Raw genomic sequence first — 21,721 nt, 5'->3', positions numbered from 1 at the left:
TTGCTACAAAGGGCCAAAGCGGCGTGACGGTCCTTAACGGGCCGCTCGCGAACCCGCAAAAAAACCGGCATAATTGCGGCTCATGGGCAAGCGCCCTTCCTCCGCCTGAGGTCACATTTGGCTCGTTCCACAATCGTCGATCTGACGCGCATTCGCCTGTCCCGTCGCTCTGTTATCGGCGCCGGCGCCGCCGCATTGGTCGCGCCGCGCGTTCTGGCCAAGCCCGAAACGCCGCCGACCGGCGCGCCCAACCGCTTCGGTCCTCTCGCCCAGGGCGAAGTCGAGAGCCACGGCCTTTCGACCTTCGGCGACCTTGGCGAACCGGCCGACTTCAAATATTTCGGGTACGTGAATCCAAAAGCCCCCAAGGGAGGGACTTTGGCGCTGTCGCCGGCAAGCTCGACCTACGACAGTTTCAACGCCTATGTGCTGCGGGGCAATCCTGCGACGGGCATGACGCTCGTCTTCGACAGTCTGATGAATCAGAGCCTCGACGAGCGCGACGCCTACTACGGCCTCGTCGCCAAGAAAGTACGCATCTCGCCTGACAAGCTCACTTACGCTTTTCTGTTGCGTAAAGAGGCGCGGTTTCACGACGGCTCGCCGCTCACGGCGCATGACGCGGCCTTTTCCCTCAACATCCTCAAGAGCAAAGGCCATCCTGTCATCAGCCAGATGCTGCGTGACCTCGAAAGCGCCGAAGCGGAGGCGGACGACGTTCTCGTGCTGCGCTTCGCGCCAGACCGCACGCGCGATCTGCCGCTCAGCGTCGTGGGTCAGCCGATCTTTTCGCGCGCCTATTACAAGGACCGCGACTTCGCAGCGACGACATTGGAGCCGCCGCTCGGCTCCGGGCCCTACAAGGTCGGCGCCTTCGAGCAGGGCCGCTACATCGCCTATCATCGCAATCCCGACTATTGGGCGAAGGGCTTGCCGATCACGACAGGCCAGGCAAATTTCGACGTCGTGCGCTTCGAATATTTCGGCGACAGCCAGGTCGCCTTCGAAGCCTTCAAGGCCGGCGCATTCACTGAGCGAGAGGAAAACATCGCGCGCGTTTGGGCCACGGGCTATGATTTTCCGGCGTTCAAGGACGGGCGCGTCAAGCGAACGACGACGCCCAACAACAATATTCCGCAGATCCAGGGATGGTTCTTCAACACGCGCCGCAAGATTTTTAAAGATCCGCGGGTGCGCGAAGCGATCGGCTACGCCTTCGATTACGAATGGACAAGCCGCAACCTGATGTATGACGCCTATAAGCGCATCTCCTCCTATTTCGAGAACTCCGAGCTTGAAGCGAAAGGCTTGCCGAGCGAACAGGAAAAGGCGCTGCTGGAGCCCTATCGCGCTGATCTGCCCGCGGAAGTTTTTGGCGAGCCCTTCGTCGCGCCGATTTCCGACGGCACGGGTCAGGATCGCGTCCTGCTCAAAAAGGCGAATGATCTGTTCGTCGCGGCCGGCTGCACGCGCAAGGATGGCGTTCTATGCTTGCCCGACGGAACGCCGCTGGAATTCGAGTTTCTCGACAATTCCAACGTCTTCGAGCGGCACACCCAGCCCTACATCAAGAATTTGAAGCTTCTCGGAGTCAACGCCCACATCCGCGTCGTCGACGCCGCGCAGTACAAGCAGCGACTTGAAAACTTTGACTTCGACGTCGTTCATGACGTGCTGATGATGAGCTGGAACCCCGGAGAGGAGCTTCGCGCTTATTTCAGCTCGAAGACCGCCAATGTGCCCGGCTCGCGCAACCTGCCGGGGGTCTCCAATCCGGCGATCGACTCGCTCGTCGAAAAGGCGCTCCAGGCGCAAACGCGCGAAGAGCTCGTCACCTGCAGCCGCGCGCTCGACCGCGCTTTGCGCGCGCAGCGCTATTGGGTCCCGCACTGGTATAATCCGGTGCATCGCTTCGCCTATTGGGATCTCTTCGGCCAGCCCGAGCGCCCGCCGAAGTTCGACACCGGCGTGCTGTGGACCTGGTGGTGGGACGAAGATAAGGCGAAAAAAATCAACTTCACGGGACGCTAAGAGGATTTCCCGGCGCAGTCCGTCGGGAGCCGAAATGCGGCCGATGCAAAAGAACGCGAGACGTTAATGGGAGCCTATATCGCCCGCCGCGTGCTGCTGATGATCCCGACGATCCTCGGCATCATGCTCATCTCCTTCGTCATCGTGCAGTTCGCGCCGGGCGGTCCTGTGGAGCGCATCATCGCGCAACTGCAAGGCTTCGACGTCGGCGCGACCGGACGCTTTTCCGGCGGGGGCGGCGACGTCGGACAGGGCGGCGCGAGCCAGACCGGAACGATGGCTGCCGAAACCGCCTCCAAATATCGCGGAGCGCAGGGACTCGACCCGAAATTCATCGCGGAACTCGAAAAGCAGTTCGGCTTCGACAAGCCGGCGTGGGAGCGATTCCTGCTGATGGTGAAGAATTATGCGATGTTCGATTTCGGGCGCAGCTATTTTCGCGACGAGAGCGTCCTCAAGCTGATCGGAGAAAAGCTTCCCGTCTCGATTTCGCTCGGCCTCTGGATGACGCTTCTCTCTTATTCCATTTCAATTCCGCTCGGCATCGCCAAAGCGGTGCGCGATGGAACGAAATTCGACATGTGGACGTCCAACGCCATCATCGTCGGCTACGCCATTCCGAGTTTTCTTTTTGCGATGCTGCTAATCGTGCTCTTCGCCGGCGGCTCCTTCTGGCAGATTTTTCCGCTGCGCGGCCTGACCTCGGACGATTTCTGGCAGCTGTCGCTGTTCGACAAGGTCAAGGACTATCTGTGGCACATCATTCTGCCCGTCTCCGCGATGACGCTGGGGGCCTTCGCCACGCAGACGTTTCTGACAAAGAACTCTTTCCTCGACGAGATCCGCAAGCAATATGTGCAGACGGCGCGCATGAAGGGCCTGACCGAGCGGCGCGTGCTCTATGGACATGTGTTTCGCAACGCCATGCTGATCGTCATCGCCGGCTTTCCCGGCGCCTTCGTACACGCCTTTCTCACCGGCTCGGTGCTGATCGAAACGATCTTTTCGCTTGATGGACTGGGCTATCTTTCCTTCGAGAGCATCGTCAATCGCGACTATCCGGTCGTCTTCGCCAACCTCTATATCTTTGCGCTGCTCGGACTTGTGGTGAATCTCCTGTCCGATCTCACCTATACCTGGATCGATCCGCGCATCGATTTCGAAACGCGCGAGGTGTGACGGTGAGCGCAGCAGCCGACGCCGAAACTCACCTCGCCCCGCCCCTTCATCGCGAAGGCTGGCTGCGGCTCACGCCGCTCGACCGGCGACGCCTCGACAGTTTCAAGGCGAACAAGCGCGGCTATTGGTCGTTCTGGGTCTTCATGACGCTGTTCATCATGGCGCTCGGCTCGAACTTCCTGGCGAACGACCGGCCGATTCTGGCCTGGTACAAGGGCCAATTGCTGTTCCCCGCCTTCGTGTCCTATCCGGAAGAAAAATTCGGCGGCTTCCTGGCCCGCACCGATTATCGCGATCCTGTCATCGCCGACGAAATCAAAGCGCATGGCTGGATGCTTTGGCCGCCGATTCGCTTTTCCTATGACACGCATAATCTCGAGCTGCCGACGCCCGCGCCCTCGCCGCCGACCTGGATGCTGACGCAGCAGCAATGCGAGGTCGCCGCGGCGAAAGGTCTGCGGCCTGGCCAGCCCAATCGCGGCTGCGCCGCGCTCGAATATAATTGGCTCGGCACCGACGATCAGGGCCGCGACGTCGTCGCGCGCCTGCTTTATGGATTTCGCATCTCGGTGCTGTTCGGACTGATCCTGGCGACGATCTCCTCGATCGTCGGCGTCGCCGCGGGGGCGATTCAGGGCTACTTCGGCGGGCGCGTCGATCTTGTGTTCCAACGCTTCATCGAGGTCTGGTCGTCGCTGCCGCAGCTCTATCTGCTCATCATCATTTCCTCCTTCCTGACGCCCGGCTTTTTCGTGCTGCTCGGCATCCTGTTGCTCTTCTCCTGGGTGTCGCTGGTGCATGTCGTTCGCGCCGAGTTCCTGCGCGCGCGCAACTTCGAATATGTCAACGCGGCGCGCGCGCTTGGGCTGAGCAATTTCAAGATTATCGTCAAGCACCTGCTGCCGAACGCCACCGTGGCGACGCTGACCTTCCTGCCCTTCATTCTCAACTCGTCGATCACCACGCTCACGGCGCTGGACTTTCTGGGGTTTGGCCTGCCGCCGGGCTCGCCCTCGCTCGGCGAACTGCTGCTGCAGGCAAAATCCAATCTCCAGGCCCCATGGCTGGGACTGACCGGCTTCGCGATCATCGCGCTGATGCTGTCGCTTCTGGTCTTTGTCGGCGAGGCGGTCCGCGACGCCTTTGACCCGAGGAAGAATTTCCGGTGACGGCGTGGTAGATTGCAGGCGGAGCATCACGATGAACAGAATTGTGCGTCAACACTACCCTGCGGCGAAGCTTCCCGACGACTTACGAGATGAAATCGGCGCCGAAAAGCGGGTGACGATCACAATTGAGGTGGAGAGCGTAGAGTCGGGTTCGCGCCACGACTGGTTCTCGAAATATGAGCATCTACGTCGCAATACATTTCATTCACTTGAGGAGGTGAATGCTCATGTTCGCTCGCTTCGCGATGAATGGGATCATCGTGAGCGATGAGCGTGAGAATTTACCTCGACGCGAATGTTTTCATCGATGCATTTGAAAATGACGATGTTCCGATCACGCGAGGAAGAATGGTGCTCGATCATATCAGAGGAGGCGGAGCCGTCGGCGTGATCAGCGAACTCGTCGTTGCAGAACTGCTGACGAAACCCTTCGAGACCGGAGACAGAGAATTGTGCGATGCATATGAAGCGTTGTTCGATTGTTCTTCGACTATAGAAACTTTCCCGATTGATCGGCATGTGCTGATGCAGGCGGCAATGCTGAGAGCCACTGTGAAATCCTTGAGAATGCCGGACGCAATTCATGTCGCGACGGCAAAACTTCATAATTGCGCAGCCTTTGTTACGGCCGATCGGCGACTTGCCGTCCCCGAGGGAATTCGAGCGATCAATCTCGACGCGTCGACCATCGACGAACTACGTGCGCTCGCATGACCATTGGCCCCCTCCTCAACATTCGCGATCTCTCGGTCACCTTTCGGCAAGGCGGGCACGAGACCAAGGCCGTCGACCGGATCTCCTTTTCTCTTGAGCGGGGCAAGACGCTGGCGCTCGTCGGCGAATCCGGTTCCGGCAAGTCGATCAGCGCTCTGTCGATCGTACGCCTGCTCCCCCCTGGCGCGATCGCGTCCGGAGAGGCGCTGTTCGACGGCGATAATATGCTCACGGTCGACGACAATCGTCTGCGCGCCATTCGTGGCGCGGGCATCACAATGGTGTTTCAGGAGCCGATGACGTCGCTCAATCCGCTGCACATGATCGAGCGGCAGATTGCGGAGATTCTCGAACTGCATGGCATGCGCGGCGAAGACGCGGTTCGGAACCGAGTCATTGAGCTTCTGGGCGAAGTCGGTATCCCTGATCCTCAGGCGCGGCTGAGCGCCTATCCGCATCAGCTCTCGGGCGGCCAGCGTCAGCGTGTCATGATCGCCATGGCGCTCGCCAACAAGCCAGATCTGCTGATCGCCGACGAGCCGACCACTGCGCTCGACGTCACGGTTCAGGCGCAGATTCTCGCGCTGCTCGAGCGGCTACAAAAAACCTACGGCATGGCGATGCTGTTCATCACCCACGACCTTAGGCTCGTGCGCCGTTTCGCCGATACGGTCTGCGTGATGCAGCAGGGCCGCATCGTCGAGCAGGGCGAGGTGGGAGAGGTCTTCACATCGCCGCAGCATCCCTACACCAAGGCGCTGCTCACGGCGGAGCCCAAGGGCGCGCCGATTATCGAAAACACGCAAGCGCCCGTCGTCGCATCGGCCGAGCAACTGCGCGTCTGGTTTCCGATCCGACGCGGCTTCATGCGTCGGATCGTCGGCCATGTGAAGGCGGTGGACGGCGTCACTCTTTCAGTGCGCGAGGGCGCGACCGTCGGCGTCGTCGGCGAGTCGGGCTCCGGCAAGACGACGCTGGCGCTGGCGATGCTGCGGCTCATCCGCTCGGAAGGTCCGATCGTCTTTCTCGGAGAGCGCATCGACGGCAAAAGCGTCGACGCCATGCGTCCGCTTCGCCGCGACATGCAAATCGTCTTCCAAGACCCTTACGGCTCTCTCTCGCCGCGCATGTCGGTCGCGGAAATCGTCGCCGAAGGACTGACCGTTCAGCGGCCCGAACTTACGCTCAATCAGCGCCGCGAAATCGTTGCGCGCGCGCTGCAGGAAACCGGGCTCGATCCATCGACGATGGACCGCTACCCGCACGAATTTTCCGGCGGCCAGCGGCAGCGGATCGCCATCGCCCGCGCCATTGTGCTCGAACCGAAATTCGTCGTGCTCGACGAGCCGACCTCGGCGCTCGACATGTCCGTGCAGGCGCAGATCATCGATCTCTTGCGCGACCTGCAGCGTCGCCGCGCGCTCGCCTATCTCTTCATCAGTCACGATCTGCGCGTCGTGAAGGCGCTCGCCGCCCATCTCATCGTCATGCGCTATGGCAAGGTGGTCGAGGAAGGGCCGGCGAGCCAGGTGTTTTCCCAGCCCAAGAGCGAGTATACGCGCGCGCTCTTCGCAGCGGCCTTTCGCAACGAGGCGGAGCCCATTCCGGGCAACTCAGTCGCCGGAAAATGATCCCGGAATCGCCGTAGCGTCGTTTGAACTTTCGCCTGCCCGCGCAGGGTCGCGGAAGGCGACGACCGTGACGCTCTGCGTCAGCACGACTTCACCGCGCTGGTTGTAGGTCGCCATATCCATTGAGACAAAGCCGCGATCGGCATAGCGGCGCGGATGAACAATCCGCGTGACTTCGGCTTCTACCCTTAAGGAATCGCCCGGCCGCACCGGGAGTTTCCAGGCGATATGCGCCTCAACGCCGACGAGGCCGCCTGCGAAAGGCGGGTCGGCTGAGTCGATGAGGAGCTTCACGCTCAGCGCGCCGGTTTGCCAACCGCTGGCGACGAGCCCGCCGAACATGCTGTGTTTGGCCGCCTCTTCGTCGAGATGAAAATACTGCGGATCGCTGTCGCGCGCGAAGCGGATGATGTCCTGCGCGGTGATCGTGACGCTCGCTGAGCGCAACCGCTGCCCAACGCGAAGATCTTCCAGATAAAGCCTTTTCGTCATGCCGAAAGGTCTTTCGCCAAGCGCTTCACGCTGGTGACCGGTCCAGCCCCCGCCGCCTCGTTACGCGCGCGCACGACGTCGAGCGGCTCGCTGGCGACTTGCATATGCGTGGCGTTTGCATGAAGCAGCGTCACGGGGTCGCGCATGACGCCGACATGGCCTTTCCAAAAGACGATGTCGCCGCGCATCAACGGCGCGCCGGGATCGAGCCGAGCGCCGAGCGCCGCTTCCTGCATATCGGTGTCGCGCGGCGCTTTCATCCCCGCCATCAGCAAGGAAACCTGCAACAGTCCGGAGCAATCAACGCCCATCCAAGACTTGCCGCCCCAGAGATAGGGCGCGCCTAGAAGCGTCTCGGCCACGGCGACAAAGTCGGGCGCCTTCGCCTCGCGCGGCGCGAGATGTTTGCGATAGATGAATCCGAGCTCCGGCGTCACGCCAAAGCCGCCCCGCTCTTCCGTGATCGCGACTTCGGCGCCGAGCGGCAGCGCGTTGAGCGGCGGCAATTTGATGTTCGGACCCGGATAAATGAAGGTCCGTGGAACACAGATTCGATGCGTCGGCGCGCTCAATTCGCGCCATAGCGTATTCGCTGCGATCCAGCCGACATAATTGTCGCGCGCAAGTTGCGCCCAGGCCCAGCCTTCCTCCTCATCGTAAACTGTGACGCGCTCGCCGTAGATCGCCTGAGTGTCGACGGCGGCGTCGGGACGTGGTTCACGCCGAAGATCGACGACGCAGTCTCTGACCTCCATCGCGACGCCTTCCACATAGCGGTTGGCGGTCACGCGTCCCTTCAGATAGGCGGCGGCGACTTCTGGGCGCGCGGGCGTCAGCCGCCGATCGAAATCTTCGCTCACGGCTTCGCGTTCCTCTGCTCGGCGCGCGCCTCGATCAATTCATAAAGCAGGCGCGCCGCCTGCACCTCGCCGCCTTCCGGGCGGCCGGGCTTCGTCGACGGATTCCAGCAGTATACGTCGAAATGCGCCCAGCGCTTCGGATCCGCCACGAAGCGCCTCAGGAATAGCGCGGCGGTGATCGATCCGGCGAAGGAGCCGCTCGTGACATTGACCAGATCGGAGATCTTGCCGTCGAGACCGCTGTCGTAATTGTCCCATAGAGGCATCCGCCACACGGGATCGTTCACGGCGCCAGCCTGCCCGGCGATCTCTTGGGCAAGCGCGTCATCGCCGGTATAGAACGGCGGAATTTCAGGACCGAGCGCGACGCGCGCGGCGCCCGTCAGCGTCGCGAAATCGAACAGCAGATCGGAGGGCGTTTCGCTCGCATAGGCGAGCGCATCGGCAAGGATGAGCCTGCCCTCGGCGTCGGTGTTGCCGACTTCGACGCTCAGCCCTTTGCGGCTGCGGTAAATGTCGCTGGTTCGAAACGCCGACGCCGAAATCGAATTCTCGACGATCGGAAGCAGCACGCGCAAACGGACCGGCGCATTGCCGTCAAGCAGCATCGCCGCAAGCGACAGGGTCGTCGCGGCGCCGCCCATGTCCTTCTTCATCAGCGCCATCGCGCTCGAAGGCTTGATGTCGAGCCCGCCCGTATCGAAGCAGACCCCCTTGCCGACGAGCGTGACGCGCAGACCGTCCTCCGGGCCATGCTCAAATTCGACGAGCCTCGGCGCCTCCGCAGCCGCGCGCCCGACGGCGTGAATCAAGGGGAAGTTTTCCGCGAGCAAAGCGTCGCCGACAATGACGCGAGTCTTGGCGCCATGTTTCGCGCCGAGAGCGAGCGCCGCTTCGGCGAGCGCCTCCGGCCCCATGTCGTTGGTCGGCGTATTCACGAGATCGCGCCCGAGGGCGACGGCTCCGGCGATGCGCTCGATGCGCGCGCGGTCAATACTCTGCGGCGCGCACAGACGCGGGACCTCCTTCTTTGGCGCCTTGTAGCGCGAGAAGGAATAGGTCGACAGAAGGAACGCCAGCGCCGCCTGCGCCGGCGTGTCGACGCCATCGCCAAACCGGTAGAGCCCCTTGGGCAGCGCAGTCGCGAGCTTTCCGGCAAAGAACGGATCGCGCGCCTTTGGCGCCCTGCCCTCCGCGCCGAAAAAGACCCGCGGCGCGCCGTCGGCGTCCGGCGCGATCAGAAGCGAGCCGGGCTTCGCCTCAAATCCCGCAAGCTCCGCGAGACGCGCTGTAGGCTCGGGAAGCTTCGCGCGGCGTTCGGGCCAGTCTTCCTTATTAACGAAATCGATGGGGGTCGCCTCGGGCGACCAGTCTTCAAGCTTCATCCGCTTCCGCCGCTTTCTGCTCTCCCGACGATCGGCTTCTACCTCTAGCGGGCGCCCGCATCACACAAAAGGGAAAGATCGCTCATCTCAAGCGGCGTAGCGGCGCAGGCGGCGAGCTGCGTCCACACCAGCCGCCAGTGTACGCAAAGTGTACAAAACTTAGCCGCTAGGCGCCTCACGACTGGCCAGACTCAAACTCGACGCCAAGATGGAAAACGATTATTTTCTGCGCATAATGGCATGCCAATTGCTGAGACAATGTTCAATTCGCCAACCATGAGGGCATGTCTGCGCAAATGAAGATCATCACGGCGATTATTAAACCCTTCAAGCTCGACGAGGTGCGCGAGGCGCTGACGGAAATCGGCGTGCACGGAATGACCGCGACCGAAGTGAAAGGCTATGGCCGACAGAAGGGCCATGCCGAAATCTATCGCGGCGCCGAATATATCGTCGCGTTCCTGCCCAAGGTTAAGATCGACATCGCGCTTCCTGAAGCGCTCGTCGATCGCGCCATCGAGGCGATCAGGCTCGCCGCCTACACCGGCCATATCGGCGACGGCAAAATTTTCGTCTCGCCGCTGGAGCGCGCCATGCGCATCCGCACCGGCGAAACCGACACCGACGCGCTCTAAGCGCCTTCCCAATCATCAATCAGGATTCACGATGCAGAGCTCGTTTGCGCGCAGCTTGAGTAAGGATTTCCTCATCCTGAGGAGCCCGCAACGCGGGCGTCTCGAAGGACGGGGAAATCCGCTCCTGCAGCATCTCTCGCCCTCGCGCGTCGAGACGCGCCTTTCAGGCGCTCCTCAGCATGAGGGCGACACATTGCGCCGCTCGATTTCAGCAGCGGCGGCCGCGCTGGCGGCTTTCCTGGTCTCGCAACCCGCTCTCGCGCAGGACGGCGGGGGCAAGATCGACGCCGCCGACACCGCCTTCATGATCGCCGCCACCGCGCTGGTGCTGATGATGACGCTGCCGGGGCTCGCGCTCTTTTACAGCGGCATGGTGCGCAAGAAGAATGTGCTCGCCAGCATGGCGCAGAGCCTCATCGCCACCGCGCTCGTCTCGCTACTGTGGATCGGAGTCGCCTACAGTCTCGCCTTCAGCGGCGAGGGCGCCTATATCGGCGACGCGTCGCGGGCGCTGCTTGCAGGGATCGGCCTCGACACGGTGAGCCCATTCGCCAAGACGATCCCCGAAATCCTGTTCATGCTCTATCAGATGACCTTCGCGGTGATCACCTGCGCGCTGGTCGCCGGCTCCGTCGCCGAACGCATGAAGTTCTCGGCCTTCATGCTGTTTTGCGCGCTGTGGCTGTTCATCGTCTATGTGCCTTCCGCGCATTGGGTCTGGGGCGGCGGATTTCTGCAGAAGCTGGGCCTCCTCGATTTCGCCGGCGGGACGGTCGTGCACATCAACGCCGGAATCGCCGGCCTCGTCTGCGCGCTCGTTCTCGGCAATCGCGTCGGGTTCGGGCGCGAAAACCTTTCGCCCTTCGATCTCTCGCTCGCCGTCGTCGGAACCGGATTGCTCTGGGTCGGCTGGTTCGGCTTCAATGGCGGCTCGGCGCTCGCCGCCAATTCCCGCGCGGTCTTCGCCATTGTGGCGACGCATCTCGCCGCCTGCGCCGGCGCGCTGGTGTGGAGCGGGCTGGAGTGGCTCCAGCGCGGCAAGCCGTCGGTGCTCGGCGTCATCTCGGGCGCCGTCGCCGGTCTGGGCACAATCACGCCGGCCTCGGGCTATGTCCTGCCTTGGCACGGCGTCGTCATCGGGATGATCGCCGGCGGCGTCTGCTATTGGTTCTGCACCGTGGCCAAATACAAATTCCGCTACGACGACACGCTCGACGTTTTCGGCGTGCATGGCGTCGGCGGCATCATGGGCACGCTGCTCGCCGGAGTCTTCGCCACCCGCGCGATCACGGCTTCGGAAGGCGATCCGGGCGTCGCGGGTCTGTTGGAAGGCGATCCGCATCAGCTTTACGTGCAGGCGATCGGCGTCCTCGTCACGATCGTCTGGTGCGTGATCGGCACTTTCGTGACGCTCAAAATTGTCTCGATGATCACGCCGCTTCGCGTGACTTACGACGATGAACGCGAGGGCCTCGACATCGCGCTGCATGGCGAAGCGCTGCATCAGTAGCGAGCGCCCGGACGCAGGTCTCCTATGGCGTCATGGCCGGGCTTGTCCCGGCCAAATCGCGTCGCAATCTCACTCCAGATCGGGGCGGAGTGTAAGGTATCATAATACCAACAAACCCCAGCGCCCAGTTTTCTTGGCGTTGTAGAGACTTTGCCGCGCAAAAATTACTTGACCCCTCCTGCCGCATCGCCTATCCACGCCCATCCGAACACACCGTTCACACGGAATTCTCATCCCATGTTTGGCAACACCTATTCGGCGAAACCCGCCGACATCGAAAAGAAGTGGGTGCTGATCGACGCCTCCGGGCTCATCGTCGGCCGCCTCGCCTCCATCATCGCGCTGCGTCTGCGCGGCAAGCACAAGGCGACGTTCACGCCGCATATGGACGACGGCGACAACATCATCGTCATCAACGCCGAAAAGGTGGTGCTGACCGGCCGCAAGCGCGACCAGAAGGTCTATCACCACCACACGGGCTTTCCCGGCGGCATCAAGGAACGCTCGGCGAAGTTCCTTCTCGACGGGCGCTTCCCGGAGCGCGTCCTGGAGAAGGCCGTGCAGCGCATGCTGCCGCGAGGCCCCCTGGGCCGCAAGCAGTTCGGCAATCTGCGCGTCTATAAGGGCGCGGAACATCCGCATGAGGCGCAGAGCCCACAGACGCTCGACGTCGCCGCCCTGAACGTCAAGAATAGCCGGAGCGCCTGATCATGGCCGAGACCACTCTTTCCTCGCTTTCCGACCTTCAGGGAAGCGTCGCCACGGCGCCCGAGTCGCCGCGCTATGTGCAAAAGCTCGACAAGCAGGGCCGCGCCTATGCGACCGGCAAGCGCAAAAACGCCGTCGCGCGCGTTTGGATCAAGCCGGGCCCCGGCAAGATCACCGTCAACGGCCGCGACGTCGAAGTCTATTTCGCCCGCCCGGTGCTGCGCATGATTCTGGCCCAGCCCTTCGGCGTCACCAAGCGCGCGGGTCAATATGACATCGTCGTTACGGTCGCCGGCGGCGGACTTTCGGGTCAGGCCGGCGCGGTGCGCCATGGCCTCGCCAAGGCGCTGACCGCTTACGAGCCGGACCTGCGTCCCGCGCTCAAGAAGGAAGGCTTCCTGACGCGCGACTCCCGCGTCGTCGAGCGCAAGAAATACGGCAAGCGGAAAGCCCGCCGCAGCTTCCAGTTCTCGAAGCGCTAAGCTTCGCGATCTTCAAGGCAAGCATTTGCAAAGCGGCGCTTCGGCGCCGCTTTTGTTTTGGTCAGTAGACGCAGATCTTGAAGTCGCTTCCGAGCCAGCAGGCGGGATCGGTCTTGGAGCGCTTCGCCTCTCCCCAGAGAGAGCTGATGCCGTCGCGAGTGAGTCCCCTGACTTGGGCGACGCCCGGCGACATAATCGTGACGCTGACCATCGTCACGCTGTCAAATCCAGATTTTCCGATCGGCTCGACCGCGAAGCTGCCGCCATCGTCTGGCATGAAGTTGCACGTTCCCCTATAGGGCGTCATGCCGTTGCCCAGCACGACGCATTTCGCGGGTCTAGCGGCTGCCTCCTGGAGCAGGATCGGCTGCGCCATGACGATCAAGGCAATCAAAGCAGCAATTCTCTTCATGAAAACCTCCCATCGCTCCAACTCAGTCAACAATCATCGCGGCCAAGCGCTTTCATTCGAGCCATTCATCGCGCCGCTCGCGTAGACCCGCGACGCCCATCAATCCGACGACCGCCCCGAACATCAGATAGAAGGCCGGCGCGATCGGCGTGGCGAGGTAGTCGATCAGCCAGGCGACGATGAAGGGCGCGAAGCCGCCGAAGATCATCACCGCGACATTATAGGCGATCGCGAGTCCCACGGTGCGGACATGCGTGGGAAACTGCTCCGCGAGCGCCGTCGAGAGCGCGCCAAAGAGGCCCGAGAGAATGACGCAGAAGGCCGTCTGCGCCGCTGTAAGCGCCAACAGAGTGCGCTCGGCCTGCAGCCAGACGAACAGCGGATAGACGCAAAGGAGAAGCATCCCATAAGACGCGAGGAGCAAGGGACGCCTGCCGATCGCGTCGGAGAGAGCGCCGATCAACGGCGTCAGCACGATCAGCAACAGAAGACCGGGCGCCTGGGCGACGAAGGACTGAGCGAGGCTCAGTCCCATCTCCGTCTTTCCATAGGTCGGCATGTAGATGAGGATCACGTAAAAGGAAATCGTCGCGCCGATCGTGGCGGCGAAACAGGCGAGAAGTCGATCACCCCGCCGCCGAACGAGGTCGAGAAACGCGCGCGCGACGCCTTCTTCCTGCGGCGACGCCTTGAAGGCTGGCGTTTCGTCGAGATGACGTCTGACATAGAGCCCTACCGGGCCGATCAGCAGGCCAGCGAAAAAGGGCAGTCGCCAGGCCCAGTCGTGCAGCGCTTCAACCGAAAAGACGCCTGCGACGACCATGCCGGCAAGCGTCCCGAGCAGGATCGACAGGCCCTGCCCGACCATCTGCAGAGAGCCATAGACTCCGCGCCGATCAAGGGGCGCGACTTCGATCAGAAACGCGGTCGAACTGGCGAATTCTCCGCCGGTCGCAAAACCTTGCAACAGTCGGCCGATCACGACGAGCATGGGCGCGAAGAGGCCGATCGTCGCATAGGTCGGGGCGAAGGCGATGACGGCGATCGCGACGGTCATAACGAACATGATGAGTTGCAGCGCCGCCTTTCGCCCTTTGCGATCCGCGTAAAATCCGAAGAAGAGGCCGCCGAGCGGGCGCGTGCAGAAGCCCGCGCCAAAGGTCGCGAGCGCCAGCAAGAGAGAGGCCGTCTCATCTCGGCTTGGAAAAAACGCCTGCGCCAGAACGGAAGCAAAAAAGCCGTAGACGACGAAATCGTACCATTCGAGCGCATTCCCAATCACGGCGGCCGCGATCTGTTTGGGCGCTGGCGCTCTCACCTGGCGCATATTTTGACGCATATTCATGCAAATTCTCGATCGTCCGCGCGCGTGGCGTCTTCGCCTTCGCAGTCGCAGAGGTGTTGGGGATGACGGCGAGCGCGCCCTTGGCGGCGATGGCGTGACGCAAGTGATCGGCGAAGGTGGAGTCGACGATCAGATATTCGAAGTCCGGATCATCAGACATCCGCTCGAAAAAAACTCGCCGCCAGCCCCCTTGCAGGGCTTCGAACTCTGGTTAATTTCAGCTCACTCTCAGCCGTCATGCCCGGCCTTGTGCCGGGCATCCACGCCGGTCAATCGCGAAGCGCATCGCGCGGAGACGGTAGGTTCGGCTCATATCCTCACATTTGCCTCGCGTCATCGCGTGGATGGCCGCGACAAGCGCGGCCATGACGAGGTGAGATGACCCCTCGTTAACCTGGATTCGGAGCCCTGAGCCCCCTTGAGGCTCGACTGAAACGCCGGAACACGCTGTTCCAACCCCCAAACGCTTCCGGAAGATCACGCCAGGGAGAGCCCGTGCGCACGATCCACGGCGCCATCCGCTCCCAAGCCACGTCGGTAAAACCAGTCGGTCCATCACACCCAAGGCCGCCTCCCCAAAGGCCGCCTTGAATTTGATTTGCGCCTAAAATGGAATCCTTAGAGTCCACACGGCCTAGGCCTCGTTTTCATCCGGCGCGTCAAGAATACGCTCGGCGATCAGCCCGGCGTTCTCGCGGATCGCCTGTTCGATGCGCTGCGCGGCCTCGGGGTTTTGCTTCAAAAAGCTCTTGGCGTTCTCGCGGCCCTGGCCGAGTCTCTGGCTGTCGTAGGAGAACCAGGCGCCCGACTTCTCGACGACGCCGGCCTTGACGCCAAGATCGATCAATTCGCCGAATTTGGAGACGCCCTCGCCATACATGATGTCGAATTCGACCTGTTTAAACGGCGGCGCCACCTTGTTCTTGACCACTTTGACGCGGGTCTGGTTGCCGGTCGTCTCGTCGCGGTCCTTGATCGCGCCGATGCGGCGGATGTCGAGCCGCACCGAGGCGTAGAATTTCAGCGCATTGCCGCCGGTCGTCGTCTCCGGCGAACCGTACATCACGCCGATCTTCATGCGGATCTGATTGATGAAGATGACGAGCGTGTTGGAGCGGGCGATCGAGGCGGTAAGCTTGCGCAACGCCTGGCTCATCAGCCGCGCCTGCAGGCCCGGCTGCACGTCGCCCATCTCGCCCTCGATTTCGGCGCGGGGCGTCAGCGCCGCCACCGAATCGACGACGAGCACGTCGACGGCGCCAGAGCGCACCAGCGTGTCGGTGATTTCGAGCGCTTGCTCGCCGGTGTCGGGCTGCGAAATCAAGAGATCTTCGAGATTGACGCCGAGCTTGCGGGCGTAGATCGGATCCAGCGCATGTTCCGCGTCGACGAAGGCGCAGACGCCGCCCAATTTCTGCGCCTCGGCGATGACATGCAGGGTGAGGGTGGTCTTGCCCGAGGATTCCGGCCCGTAAATTTCAACGACGCGGCCGCGCGGCAGGCCGCCGACGCCCAGCGCGATGTCGAGCCCCAGCGAGCCCGTCGAGATCGTCTCGATCTCGACGGCCTTCTGGTTCTTGCCCAGCCGCATGATCGAACCTTTGCCGAATGCGCGCTCGATCTGCGACAGAGCGGCGTCGAGCGCCTTGGTCTTGTCCACGGAAGTCCCTTCCACGAGGCGGAGATTGGCTTGGCTCACGGCTGAAAATTCCTTCTGACACGGTTAGCTAGGCGCAGGCAATGCGGCTGCGAGGGCGTTCGCGAGGCAAGGGGCGCTGGGCGAAAGAGCGCGCTCGACCCTGAACTGCAGTGTGCACGATTTGTTCTTTTTTGCCAAGTTCTTTTTGGAGATCTTGGCCGGAAATTCAGGGGCGACAACAAGGAGTGATCGGGCGCACCCGTGCGCGAAGGCCGTCCCCAGCCACGCCCCCTCATTTGCGCCCTCCCCCGCCATCCGTGTATCTCTTTGAGCGTGGCGGTTTCGCCATTCCATCCACGCGGCCACCTTCGCCGCTGATCGCAAGGCCGTTTCATGCCGCTTGCCGCCGCCATTCGCACCATTCCCGATTATCCCAAGAAGGGAATCCTCTTTCGCGACATCACCACCCTGCTCGGCGACGCCAAGGCGTTCCGCAAGGCGGTCGACGAACTCGTGCAGCCCTGGTGCGGCGGCAAGATCGACAAGGTCGCTGGGATGGAGGCGCGCGGCTTCATCCTGGGAGGCGCGGTGGCGCATCAGCTTTCCGCCGGCTTCATCCCGATTCGCAAGAAGGGCAAGCTGCCGCATCGCGTCGTCTCGATCGCCTATGAGCTCGAATATGGCGTCGACGAAATGGAGATGCATGAGGACGCGGTCCTCCCCGGCGAGCGGGTGATTCTCGTCGACGATCTGATCGCCACCGGCGGCACCGCCGAGGGCGCGGTGAAACTCCTGCGCCAGGCCGGCGCCGACGTCGTCGCCGCCTGTTTCGTCATCGACCTGCCCGACCTCGCCGGCGTGAAAAGGCTCCAGGCGCTCGGCGTCCCGGTGCGCACGCTGGTCGCCTTCCAAGGCCACTAAACCGCCTTTTTCGAATGGTCTTGCTCAGCCCAGGCTCGAGTTTCAGAATCTTCCAGGAGAGGCTTGCATAGGCGCATGACGCCGCGACAGACCCATTTGGCGCTGGCGGCGCTCGCCCTCGCCGCGCTCGTCGGCGGAGTCGCGGCCCTCCGCTATCTGCCCTGGGGCGAGAGCGCGTCTCCCGTCCGGAGCGAGGCCGCGCGCAGCGCCTGGAGCGGCGCGCTGCCGACCGGCCTGCGCAGCATGGCCCTGCGGGTGAAGCCCGGCGCGTTCCCCCCTGCTCCGCCGCCCGAGCCCACAATAGCGACGCCGCAAGAGCCGAGCGTCGAGGTGGCGACTCTCCCGCAAGACGACGTCGAAGGGTCGGTGTCGTTCCCGCCCGCGCCGCCGCCCGCGCGGCCGGAGATTGTGGAAAAGCCCACGCCGCTGCCCCCGTCGCGACCGGCCAATCTCGCCGAGCTTGCGGACAAATTCACCGAGACGGTGTCAGCCCCTGCCGAGCAGCCGCAAACCGCCGGAGCGACCCCGCCCGCCGAGCCGGCAATGGCGCCGGCGCCCGCCAATGCGCCGCTGCCGCCGGCCCGGCCGCAGGAGCCGTCGGCGAGAGCCGCGGTTGAGGCGACGCCGACGGCGCAAGAATCGGCCCCGGCGTCGGCGCCGCCGACCCAGGTGGCGCGCGCCGTCGAGCCGACCTTGCGGGCTGCGCCCGAGGACGCCTTTCAGCAGGAGGCCCCGATCCGCTACGGCATGGGGGACCAGGTCTTCGTGCGCATCTTCAAGCAGGAAGGGCAGCTCGAGCTCTGGCTTCGAAAGAGCAACAGCCGCTTCTCGCTCTACAGGACCTATCCAATCTGCAAATGGTCCGGCAAGCTCGGACCCAAGCTCAAGGAAGCCGACTACCAGTCGCCGGAAGGCTTCTACAGCGTCTCGGCGAAGCAGCTGCATCCGCATTCGAATTATCACCGCGCGTTCAACGTCGGCTATCCGAACGCCTTCGATCGCCAGAACGGGCGGACCGGCGGTCTCGTCATGGTGCATGGCGCGTGCAAGTCGGTCGGCTGCTTCGCCATGACCGACCGCGGCATCGAGGAAATCTACGCCTTCGTCGAAGCGGCGATGCGCGCCGGCCAGCGCGAAGTGCAGGTGCACATTTTTCCCTTCCGCTTAACGGAGCATGCGATCGCTCGGGAAACCGGCGGCAGCTGGCTCGCCTTCGTCGGCGCGGGCGGCAATTATCAGCACTGGACCGAGTTCTGGCACAATCTGAAGCAGGGCTACGACATCTTCGAGCAGACCGGCGAACCGCCGGTGGCCTTCGCCTGCGGCGATCATTACGCCTTTGGCGCGGGCGATTCGTCCTGCCGACGCATCGCCGGCTGGTGATCGGGGCGCAACGCTGAGACAAGACTGTTCAGCTTGGTTTCAGCCGGCGCGCGTGAGGATACTTCGGCAAAAGCGCTGGGGGGCGCAAACAAGGAAAACGCCCGCATGCGGCTCGTGACCTATCCTATCGTCGGCGCGGCTTGCGCGCTCGGCATCCTCTTCGCGCCGATCGCCCAGGCGGCCAATGCGCCGCTGTGCTTCGCGATCGCCGAAAACTACAACAAATGCATGCGCCAGCATCAGTACGGGCGCGGCGGGCATGGCGGTTATGGTCCGGGTTACGGGCAAGGATACGGCCAAGGTTACGGCCAAGCCTATCGCCGTGGCTATCCCGGCGCAGATTTCGGCGGCGATCCCGGCGACTATGATGGCGATGGCGGCTACGGCGGATTTGGCGGCGACGACGGCTATGGCGGCGGCTCCCGCCGTCACCACCGTCACGAGCGCTCTCAGGCGGCCTGCGCGATCTGGATCGCTCAGATGCAGGCCAGCGGCTGCCTCAACTAGCCGAAGCAATGGCGCGGCACGATTGCGCCGCGCCGGCGCCAGATCTCAGCCACCAGTCTCACCTGTAAGGTTTCGGGCACTCGCCGTCGGACTTTTTCGCGACCTTGGCGGCGCGACGCGTGCAGTCGTTACCATAGGTTTTATCGTCACAGCCGCACACCGGGCGATAGTCCTTGGTGCATATCTTTGGAACCTCCACACACTTGCCCGCGATGTCGGCTCCGCGGCATTGGCCCGGCTCGGGGTCGCACCACAAGCCTGTGTCGCATTGAATGCCGGCGATGCCTGCGCACATCTCACCGACCTTGGCGGCCGAGGCGGGCGCGGGAGCAAAGAATACGAAGAGCGTCGAAGCGAGGAGCGCGCAGAGGCGCAAGCCAAGGCGTAAATACATAGCAATTCTCCAAAAAATGCTTTCGTAACGGAGGGATAACGCCTCGGACCGGCGAGCGTTCCCGCGACGGCGACGGCGGCTGCAGGGCGCTCCGAATCCAGGGAGGGGTCATCTCACCGCGTCATGGCCGCGCTTGTCGCGGCCATCCACGCGATGACGCGAGGCAAATGTGAGGATATGAGCCGAACCTGCCGTCTCCGCGCGAAGCGTTTCGCGGCTGACCGGCGTGGATGCCCGGCACAAGGCCGGTCATGACGGCTGAGAGTGAGCTGAAATTAACCAGAGTTCGAAGCCCTGTCGGCGGCCAGCGACGGCGTTGATCGTTTGCGCCGGCTCGACTATGCTGGCTCCCACACGGGATGGGGCTCCCGGTAACCGCCTGATGAGGCTGATGGCTCCTGCCGCAAGGACGCGCGTCCTGCGGGAGGGGCGCGCCTAAAACGCCGCCTGCCGCAGCATGTTTGTCGTCCGCCTGTTGGAAAGGACGACGTCATGGGCTTCTTCATCGTATTTGCTGGCGGGGGACTGGCCGCGGCCGCGCGCCACGGGGTCAATCTTCTTCTTGCCCGACTGATCGGCGTCGGTTTTCCCTTCGGGACGCTGGCCGTGAACGTGCTTGGCTCGTTCCTGATGGGCGTGATCGTGGGTTATTTCGCCTTTCAGGGCGAGGCGTCCCAGAACTGGCGCCTGTTCCTCACGACCGGGATTCTTGGCGGCTTCACCACCTTTTCGGCGTTCTCGCTCGAGACGGTTTTGCTTTACGAACGCGGCGAACTGGCGATGGCGGCCTTCTATGTCGTGGCGTCAATCGGACTTGCGATTGCCGGCCTCCTCGCCGGCGTGTCGCTGCTGCGCCATTTTTCGTGAAGGGTTCGAACTCCAGCCTGGCGTGGAGATGCGGCAGCAATTTGCAAATGAAATTTGGCGAACGGCGGTCGAGGAACTGTTTGTGGGCGAAGCGATAGTCCGGGATTGGCGCTTTGCGGCCTGTGCCCGAACTGCAGAATTTAGCGCATTGAGGTCATCGCATGTCGTCGCATGAAGCGCTTCCCAAGGAAACGGAGAGGATCAGTGATTCCGTGGACCCTGCTCGACACAGCGCCGATACCGGGCGGCGAGGGCGAACTCCGCCTCAAGCGTCGCGGCGCAGAATTCTCGATCACGTTGGGCAATATCGAACTGATGAACAGTCGCCTCAGTGGCTCGGAGGAGGCGCTCGCCACGCTCTCTTGCGAGAGAATTCAGGCGCGCCCACAGCCGCGTGTTCTGATTGGCGGGCTGGGGATGGGCTTCACTCTGCGCGCCGCGCTCACTGTACTCGGCGCGAAAGCGCGGATCGTTGTCGCCGAACTCATTCCGGCGGTCGTGGCCTGGGCGCGCGGTCCGATGGCGGAAGTCTTCGGCGCCAGCCTGACGGATCCGCGCGTCAGCATCGAGGAAGGTGACGTTGGGCGCCTGATCCGGTCTGGCCGCTCGACTTATGACGCAATCCTTCTCGATGTCGATAATGGCCCCGAGGGCCTGACTCGCGAAGCCAATGACGGACTTTACGATATCGAGGGATTGAAAGCGGCCCGCAAGGCGCTGCGCCATGATGGGGTGTTGGCCGTCTGGTCATCGGGGCCGGATCGGAATTTCACGTCGCGCCTCCGCAAAGCCGGGTTCCGCGTGGATGAAGTCAAGGTGCGCGCCAACGGCCAACGCGGTGGCGCCCGGCACGTCATCTGGATCGCGACAAGAGAGTCGACGCCTCAGATGCAATAGAAAGCCAATCTCTATTGAAACCGAAATCGACAGCGCCCCGCCTTTTTTCTGGCCGCCCCACATATTGACAGTCGCCGGCTTTGAAGGGTAGATGAACGTCGCTTCGGCGCGGCGGTTTCGCCGCGCTTTTCGTTTGCGCCTGGCGCAAATTCGAGGCGAAGCCACTAACTGCCAAGAAGCCGGCCGGCGGAGACGCCAGCGTCGGGACGAACACAGGAAAAAAAGATGTTCGCAGTCATCAAAACCGGCGGCAAGCAATATAGCGTCGCCGCGGGGGACGTGATCACCGTCATGGCGCTCGACGGCGCGCCGGGCGACGCCGTCACTTTCGACGAAGTGCTCATGCTGGGCGGCGACAGCCCGAAGGTCGGCGCCCCGACGATCGCCGGCGCGAAAGTCTCCGGCGAGATCGCCGAGCAGACGCGCAGCCCCAAGTCGATCGCCTTCAAAAAGCGTCGTCGGCAGAATTCAAAGCGCAAGCGCGGCCATCGTCAGGACCTGACGCTTGTGAGAATCACCGCGATCGAGAGCTGATCGCCCTCTCGCGTAATAGAAATCGA

At 62.8% G+C, this 21,721-nt stretch carries 24 protein-coding genes, 1 pseudogene and 1 riboswitch; of the genes and pseudogenes, 17 read left to right on the top strand and 8 right to left on the bottom strand.

Translation table 11 applies throughout. The features are described 5' to 3' along the window. Positions 1–117: 117 nt before the first annotated feature. The 6 genes from IYW40_RS12695 to IYW40_RS12670 all read left to right on the top strand — a co-directional run bounded on the left by IYW40_RS12695 (position 118) and on the right by IYW40_RS12670 (position 6,724). Positions 118–2,031, top strand: coding sequence for an extracellular solute-binding protein (locus tag IYW40_RS12695; protein ID WP_196400738.1), 1,914 nt, complete (start codon positions 118–120; stop codon positions 2,029–2,031). 66 nt (positions 2,032–2,097) lie between these two features. Continuing rightward, a complete protein-coding gene (locus IYW40_RS12690; RefSeq protein ID WP_123176602.1) occupies positions 2,098–3,210 on the top strand; it encodes a microcin C ABC transporter permease YejB in 1,113 nt (370 codons plus the stop codon). After that, positions 3,207–4,379 carry an ABC transporter permease gene (locus IYW40_RS12685; RefSeq protein WP_196400737.1) on the top strand — a complete coding sequence of 391 codons (1,173 nt, stop codon included), beginning with the start codon at positions 3,207–3,209 and terminating at the stop codon, positions 4,377–4,379. The genes IYW40_RS12690 and IYW40_RS12685 overlap by 4 nt, the downstream gene beginning before the upstream one ends. A 31-nt stretch (positions 4,380–4,410) precedes the next feature. After that, positions 4,411–4,650, top strand: coding sequence for a hypothetical protein (locus IYW40_RS12680; RefSeq protein WP_196400736.1), 240 nt, complete (start codon positions 4,411–4,413; stop codon positions 4,648–4,650). Further along, positions 4,647–5,093 (top strand): type II toxin-antitoxin system VapC family toxin, encoded by a 447-nt coding sequence (locus IYW40_RS12675; RefSeq protein ID WP_196400735.1) that lies wholly within the window; start codon positions 4,647–4,649, stop codon positions 5,091–5,093. Before IYW40_RS12680 ends, IYW40_RS12675 begins: the two co-directional genes overlap by 4 nt. Beyond that, positions 5,090–6,724, top strand: coding sequence for an ABC transporter ATP-binding protein (locus tag IYW40_RS12670; RefSeq protein ID WP_196400734.1), 1,635 nt, complete (start codon positions 5,090–5,092; stop codon positions 6,722–6,724). Before IYW40_RS12675 ends, IYW40_RS12670 begins: the two co-directional genes overlap by 4 nt. Here IYW40_RS12670 and IYW40_RS12665 read toward each other — a convergent pair. The 3 genes from IYW40_RS12665 to IYW40_RS12655 are packed head-to-tail and all read right to left on the bottom strand — an operon-like array spanning position 6,707 to position 9,461. Further along, on the bottom strand, positions 6,707–7,216 hold the full coding sequence (locus tag IYW40_RS12665) for a MaoC/PaaZ C-terminal domain-containing protein (RefSeq protein WP_196400733.1): 510 nt from the start codon (positions 7,214–7,216) through the stop codon (positions 6,707–6,709). The genes IYW40_RS12670 and IYW40_RS12665 overlap by 18 nt on opposite strands. Continuing rightward, on the bottom strand, positions 7,213–8,076 hold the full coding sequence (locus tag IYW40_RS12660; protein WP_196400732.1) for an NlpC/P60 family protein: 864 nt from the start codon (positions 8,074–8,076) through the stop codon (positions 7,213–7,215). The genes IYW40_RS12665 and IYW40_RS12660 overlap by 4 nt, the downstream gene beginning before the upstream one ends. Then, positions 8,073–9,461: a leucyl aminopeptidase family protein gene (locus IYW40_RS12655; RefSeq protein ID WP_196400731.1), complete on the bottom strand. Its 1,389-nt coding sequence runs from the start codon at positions 9,459–9,461 to the stop codon at positions 8,073–8,075. The genes IYW40_RS12660 and IYW40_RS12655 overlap by 4 nt, the downstream gene beginning before the upstream one ends. A gap of 284 nt (positions 9,462–9,745) precedes the next feature. Between IYW40_RS12655 and IYW40_RS12650 the strand changes: the two genes are divergently transcribed. The 4 genes from IYW40_RS12650 to rpsI all read left to right on the top strand — a co-directional run bounded on the left by IYW40_RS12650 (position 9,746) and on the right by rpsI (position 12,796). Further along, entirely contained in the window at positions 9,746–10,096 is a 351-nt protein-coding gene (locus tag IYW40_RS12650) for a P-II family nitrogen regulator (RefSeq protein WP_281432879.1), read from the top strand. Positions 10,097–10,127: 31 nt separating this feature from the next. Continuing rightward, the gene (locus tag IYW40_RS12645) at positions 10,128–11,606 is read left to right on the top strand and encodes an ammonium transporter (RefSeq protein WP_246720769.1); all 1,479 of its coding nucleotides are present in this window, start codon (positions 10,128–10,130) and stop codon (positions 11,604–11,606) included. Positions 11,607–11,843: 237 nt separating this feature from the next. Continuing rightward, entirely contained in the window at positions 11,844–12,314 is a 471-nt protein-coding gene (gene rplM, locus IYW40_RS12640; RefSeq protein WP_196400730.1) for a 50S ribosomal protein L13, read from the top strand. Between the two features lie 2 nt (positions 12,315–12,316). Then, complete coding sequence (rpsI, locus tag IYW40_RS12635) at positions 12,317–12,796, top strand: 30S ribosomal protein S9 (protein ID WP_175093061.1); 480 nt, start codon at positions 12,317–12,319, stop codon at positions 12,794–12,796. Between the two features lie 61 nt (positions 12,797–12,857). Here the strand turns inward: rpsI and IYW40_RS12630 are convergent, their stop codons facing one another. Both IYW40_RS12630 and IYW40_RS12625 read right to left on the bottom strand, forming a co-directional pair. Beyond that, positions 12,858–13,208, bottom strand: coding sequence for a hypothetical protein (locus tag IYW40_RS12630; RefSeq protein ID WP_196400729.1), 351 nt, complete (start codon positions 13,206–13,208; stop codon positions 12,858–12,860). A gap of 52 nt (positions 13,209–13,260) precedes the next feature. After that, positions 13,261–14,553, bottom strand: coding sequence for an MFS transporter (locus IYW40_RS12625; protein ID WP_196400728.1), 1,293 nt, complete (start codon positions 14,551–14,553; stop codon positions 13,261–13,263). Between the two features lie 94 nt (positions 14,554–14,647). On the opposite strand from IYW40_RS12625, the gene IYW40_RS12620 reads away from it, so the two are divergent. Beyond that, positions 14,648–14,935 carry a hypothetical protein gene (locus IYW40_RS12620; protein WP_196400727.1) on the top strand — a complete coding sequence of 96 codons (288 nt, stop codon included), beginning with the start codon at positions 14,648–14,650 and terminating at the stop codon, positions 14,933–14,935. A gap of 34 nt (positions 14,936–14,969) precedes the next feature. Here IYW40_RS12620 and IYW40_RS12615 read toward each other — a convergent pair. Next, positions 14,970–15,109: pseudogene (locus tag IYW40_RS12615) on the bottom strand (transposase); the annotation flags it as partial. A 78-nt stretch (positions 15,110–15,187) separates the two neighbouring features. Beyond that, complete coding sequence (gene recA / locus IYW40_RS12610; protein WP_175093058.1) at positions 15,188–16,252, bottom strand: recombinase RecA; 1,065 nt, start codon at positions 16,250–16,252, stop codon at positions 15,188–15,190. A 333-nt stretch (positions 16,253–16,585) separates the two neighbouring features. On the opposite strand from recA, the gene IYW40_RS12605 reads away from it, so the two are divergent. The 3 genes from IYW40_RS12605 (at position 16,586) to IYW40_RS12595 (ending at position 19,003) form a co-directional block, all read left to right on the top strand. Then, complete coding sequence (locus tag IYW40_RS12605) at positions 16,586–17,113, top strand: adenine phosphoribosyltransferase (protein WP_175093057.1); 528 nt, start codon at positions 16,586–16,588, stop codon at positions 17,111–17,113. A gap of 75 nt (positions 17,114–17,188) precedes the next feature. Then, positions 17,189–18,496, top strand: coding sequence for a murein L,D-transpeptidase family protein (locus tag IYW40_RS12600; RefSeq protein WP_196400726.1), 1,308 nt, complete (start codon positions 17,189–17,191; stop codon positions 18,494–18,496). A gap of 105 nt (positions 18,497–18,601) precedes the next feature. Then, on the top strand, positions 18,602–19,003 hold the full coding sequence (locus IYW40_RS12595; protein WP_246720768.1) for a hypothetical protein: 402 nt from the start codon (positions 18,602–18,604) through the stop codon (positions 19,001–19,003). A 58-nt stretch (positions 19,004–19,061) separates the two neighbouring features. On the opposite strand, the gene IYW40_RS12590 is transcribed toward IYW40_RS12595, so the two are convergent. Further along, positions 19,062–19,298: a Kazal-type serine protease inhibitor family protein gene (locus IYW40_RS12590; protein ID WP_246720782.1), complete on the bottom strand. Its 237-nt coding sequence runs from the start codon at positions 19,296–19,298 to the stop codon at positions 19,062–19,064. A 445-nt stretch (positions 19,299–19,743) separates the two neighbouring features. After that, a riboswitch (Fluoride riboswitch) is annotated at positions 19,744–19,805 on the top strand. Between the two features lie 84 nt (positions 19,806–19,889). On the opposite strand from IYW40_RS12590, the gene crcB reads away from it, so the two are divergent. From crcB to rplU, 3 genes are all read left to right on the top strand, one after another. Beyond that, a complete protein-coding gene (crcB, locus tag IYW40_RS12585) occupies positions 19,890–20,264 on the top strand; it encodes a fluoride efflux transporter CrcB (protein WP_196400723.1) in 375 nt (124 codons plus the stop codon). A gap of 204 nt (positions 20,265–20,468) precedes the next feature. Beyond that, a complete protein-coding gene (locus IYW40_RS12580; protein WP_196400722.1) occupies positions 20,469–21,161 on the top strand; it encodes a spermidine synthase in 693 nt (230 codons plus the stop codon). 225 nt (positions 21,162–21,386) lie between these two features. Continuing rightward, the gene (gene rplU / locus IYW40_RS12575) at positions 21,387–21,695 is read left to right on the top strand and encodes a 50S ribosomal protein L21 (protein WP_175093051.1); all 309 of its coding nucleotides are present in this window, start codon (positions 21,387–21,389) and stop codon (positions 21,693–21,695) included. Positions 21,696–21,721: the final 26 nt, after the last annotated feature.

This window comes from Methylocystis sp. H4A, assembly GCF_015709545.1.
Classification (GTDB): domain Bacteria; phylum Pseudomonadota; class Alphaproteobacteria; order Rhizobiales; family Beijerinckiaceae; genus Methylocystis; species Methylocystis silviterrae.
This window is presented reverse-complemented; position numbering and strand designations above follow the sequence as displayed.

What these genes read in the sequence shown, in the direction of transcription:
- IYW40_RS12690 (WP_123176602.1), top strand. Translation starts at nt 2,098, where the DNA reads ATGGGAGCCTATATCGCCCGCCGCGTGCTGCTGATGATCCCGACGATC.
- IYW40_RS12680 (WP_196400736.1), top strand. Translation starts at nt 4,411, where the DNA reads ATGAACAGAATTGTGCGTCAACACTACCCTGCGGCGAAGCTTCCCGAC.
- IYW40_RS12675 (WP_196400735.1), top strand. Translation starts at nt 4,647, where the DNA reads ATGAGCGTGAGAATTTACCTCGACGCGAATGTTTTCATCGATGCATTT.
- IYW40_RS12670 (WP_196400734.1), top strand. Translation starts at nt 5,090, where the DNA reads ATGACCATTGGCCCCCTCCTCAACATTCGCGATCTCTCGGTCACCTTT.
- IYW40_RS12665 (WP_196400733.1), bottom strand. Translation starts at nt 7,216, where the DNA reads ATGACGAAAAGGCTTTATCTGGAAGATCTTCGCGTTGGGCAGCGGTTG.
- IYW40_RS12655 (WP_196400731.1), bottom strand. Translation starts at nt 9,461, where the DNA reads ATGAAGCTTGAAGACTGGTCGCCCGAGGCGACCCCCATCGATTTCGTT.
- IYW40_RS12650 (WP_281432879.1), top strand. Translation starts at nt 9,746, where the DNA reads ATGTCTGCGCAAATGAAGATCATCACGGCGATTATTAAACCCTTCAAG.
- IYW40_RS12645 (WP_246720769.1), top strand. Translation starts at nt 10,128, where the DNA reads ATGCAGAGCTCGTTTGCGCGCAGCTTGAGTAAGGATTTCCTCATCCTG.
- rplM (WP_196400730.1), top strand. Translation starts at nt 11,844, where the DNA reads ATGTTTGGCAACACCTATTCGGCGAAACCCGCCGACATCGAAAAGAAG.
- rpsI (WP_175093061.1), top strand. Translation starts at nt 12,317, where the DNA reads ATGGCCGAGACCACTCTTTCCTCGCTTTCCGACCTTCAGGGAAGCGTC.
- IYW40_RS12630 (WP_196400729.1), bottom strand. Translation starts at nt 13,208, where the DNA reads ATGAAGAGAATTGCTGCTTTGATTGCCTTGATCGTCATGGCGCAGCCG.
- IYW40_RS12625 (WP_196400728.1), bottom strand. Translation starts at nt 14,553, where the DNA reads ATGAATATGCGTCAAAATATGCGCCAGGTGAGAGCGCCAGCGCCCAAA.
- IYW40_RS12605 (WP_175093057.1), top strand. Translation starts at nt 16,586, where the DNA reads ATGCCGCTTGCCGCCGCCATTCGCACCATTCCCGATTATCCCAAGAAG.
- IYW40_RS12600 (WP_196400726.1), top strand. Translation starts at nt 17,189, where the DNA reads ATGACGCCGCGACAGACCCATTTGGCGCTGGCGGCGCTCGCCCTCGCC.
- IYW40_RS12595 (WP_246720768.1), top strand. Translation starts at nt 18,602, where the DNA reads ATGCGGCTCGTGACCTATCCTATCGTCGGCGCGGCTTGCGCGCTCGGC.
- IYW40_RS12590 (WP_246720782.1), bottom strand. Translation starts at nt 19,298, where the DNA reads ATGTGCGCAGGCATCGCCGGCATTCAATGCGACACAGGCTTGTGGTGC.
- crcB (WP_196400723.1), top strand. Translation starts at nt 19,890, where the DNA reads ATGGGCTTCTTCATCGTATTTGCTGGCGGGGGACTGGCCGCGGCCGCG.
- rplU (WP_175093051.1), top strand. Translation starts at nt 21,387, where the DNA reads ATGTTCGCAGTCATCAAAACCGGCGGCAAGCAATATAGCGTCGCCGCG.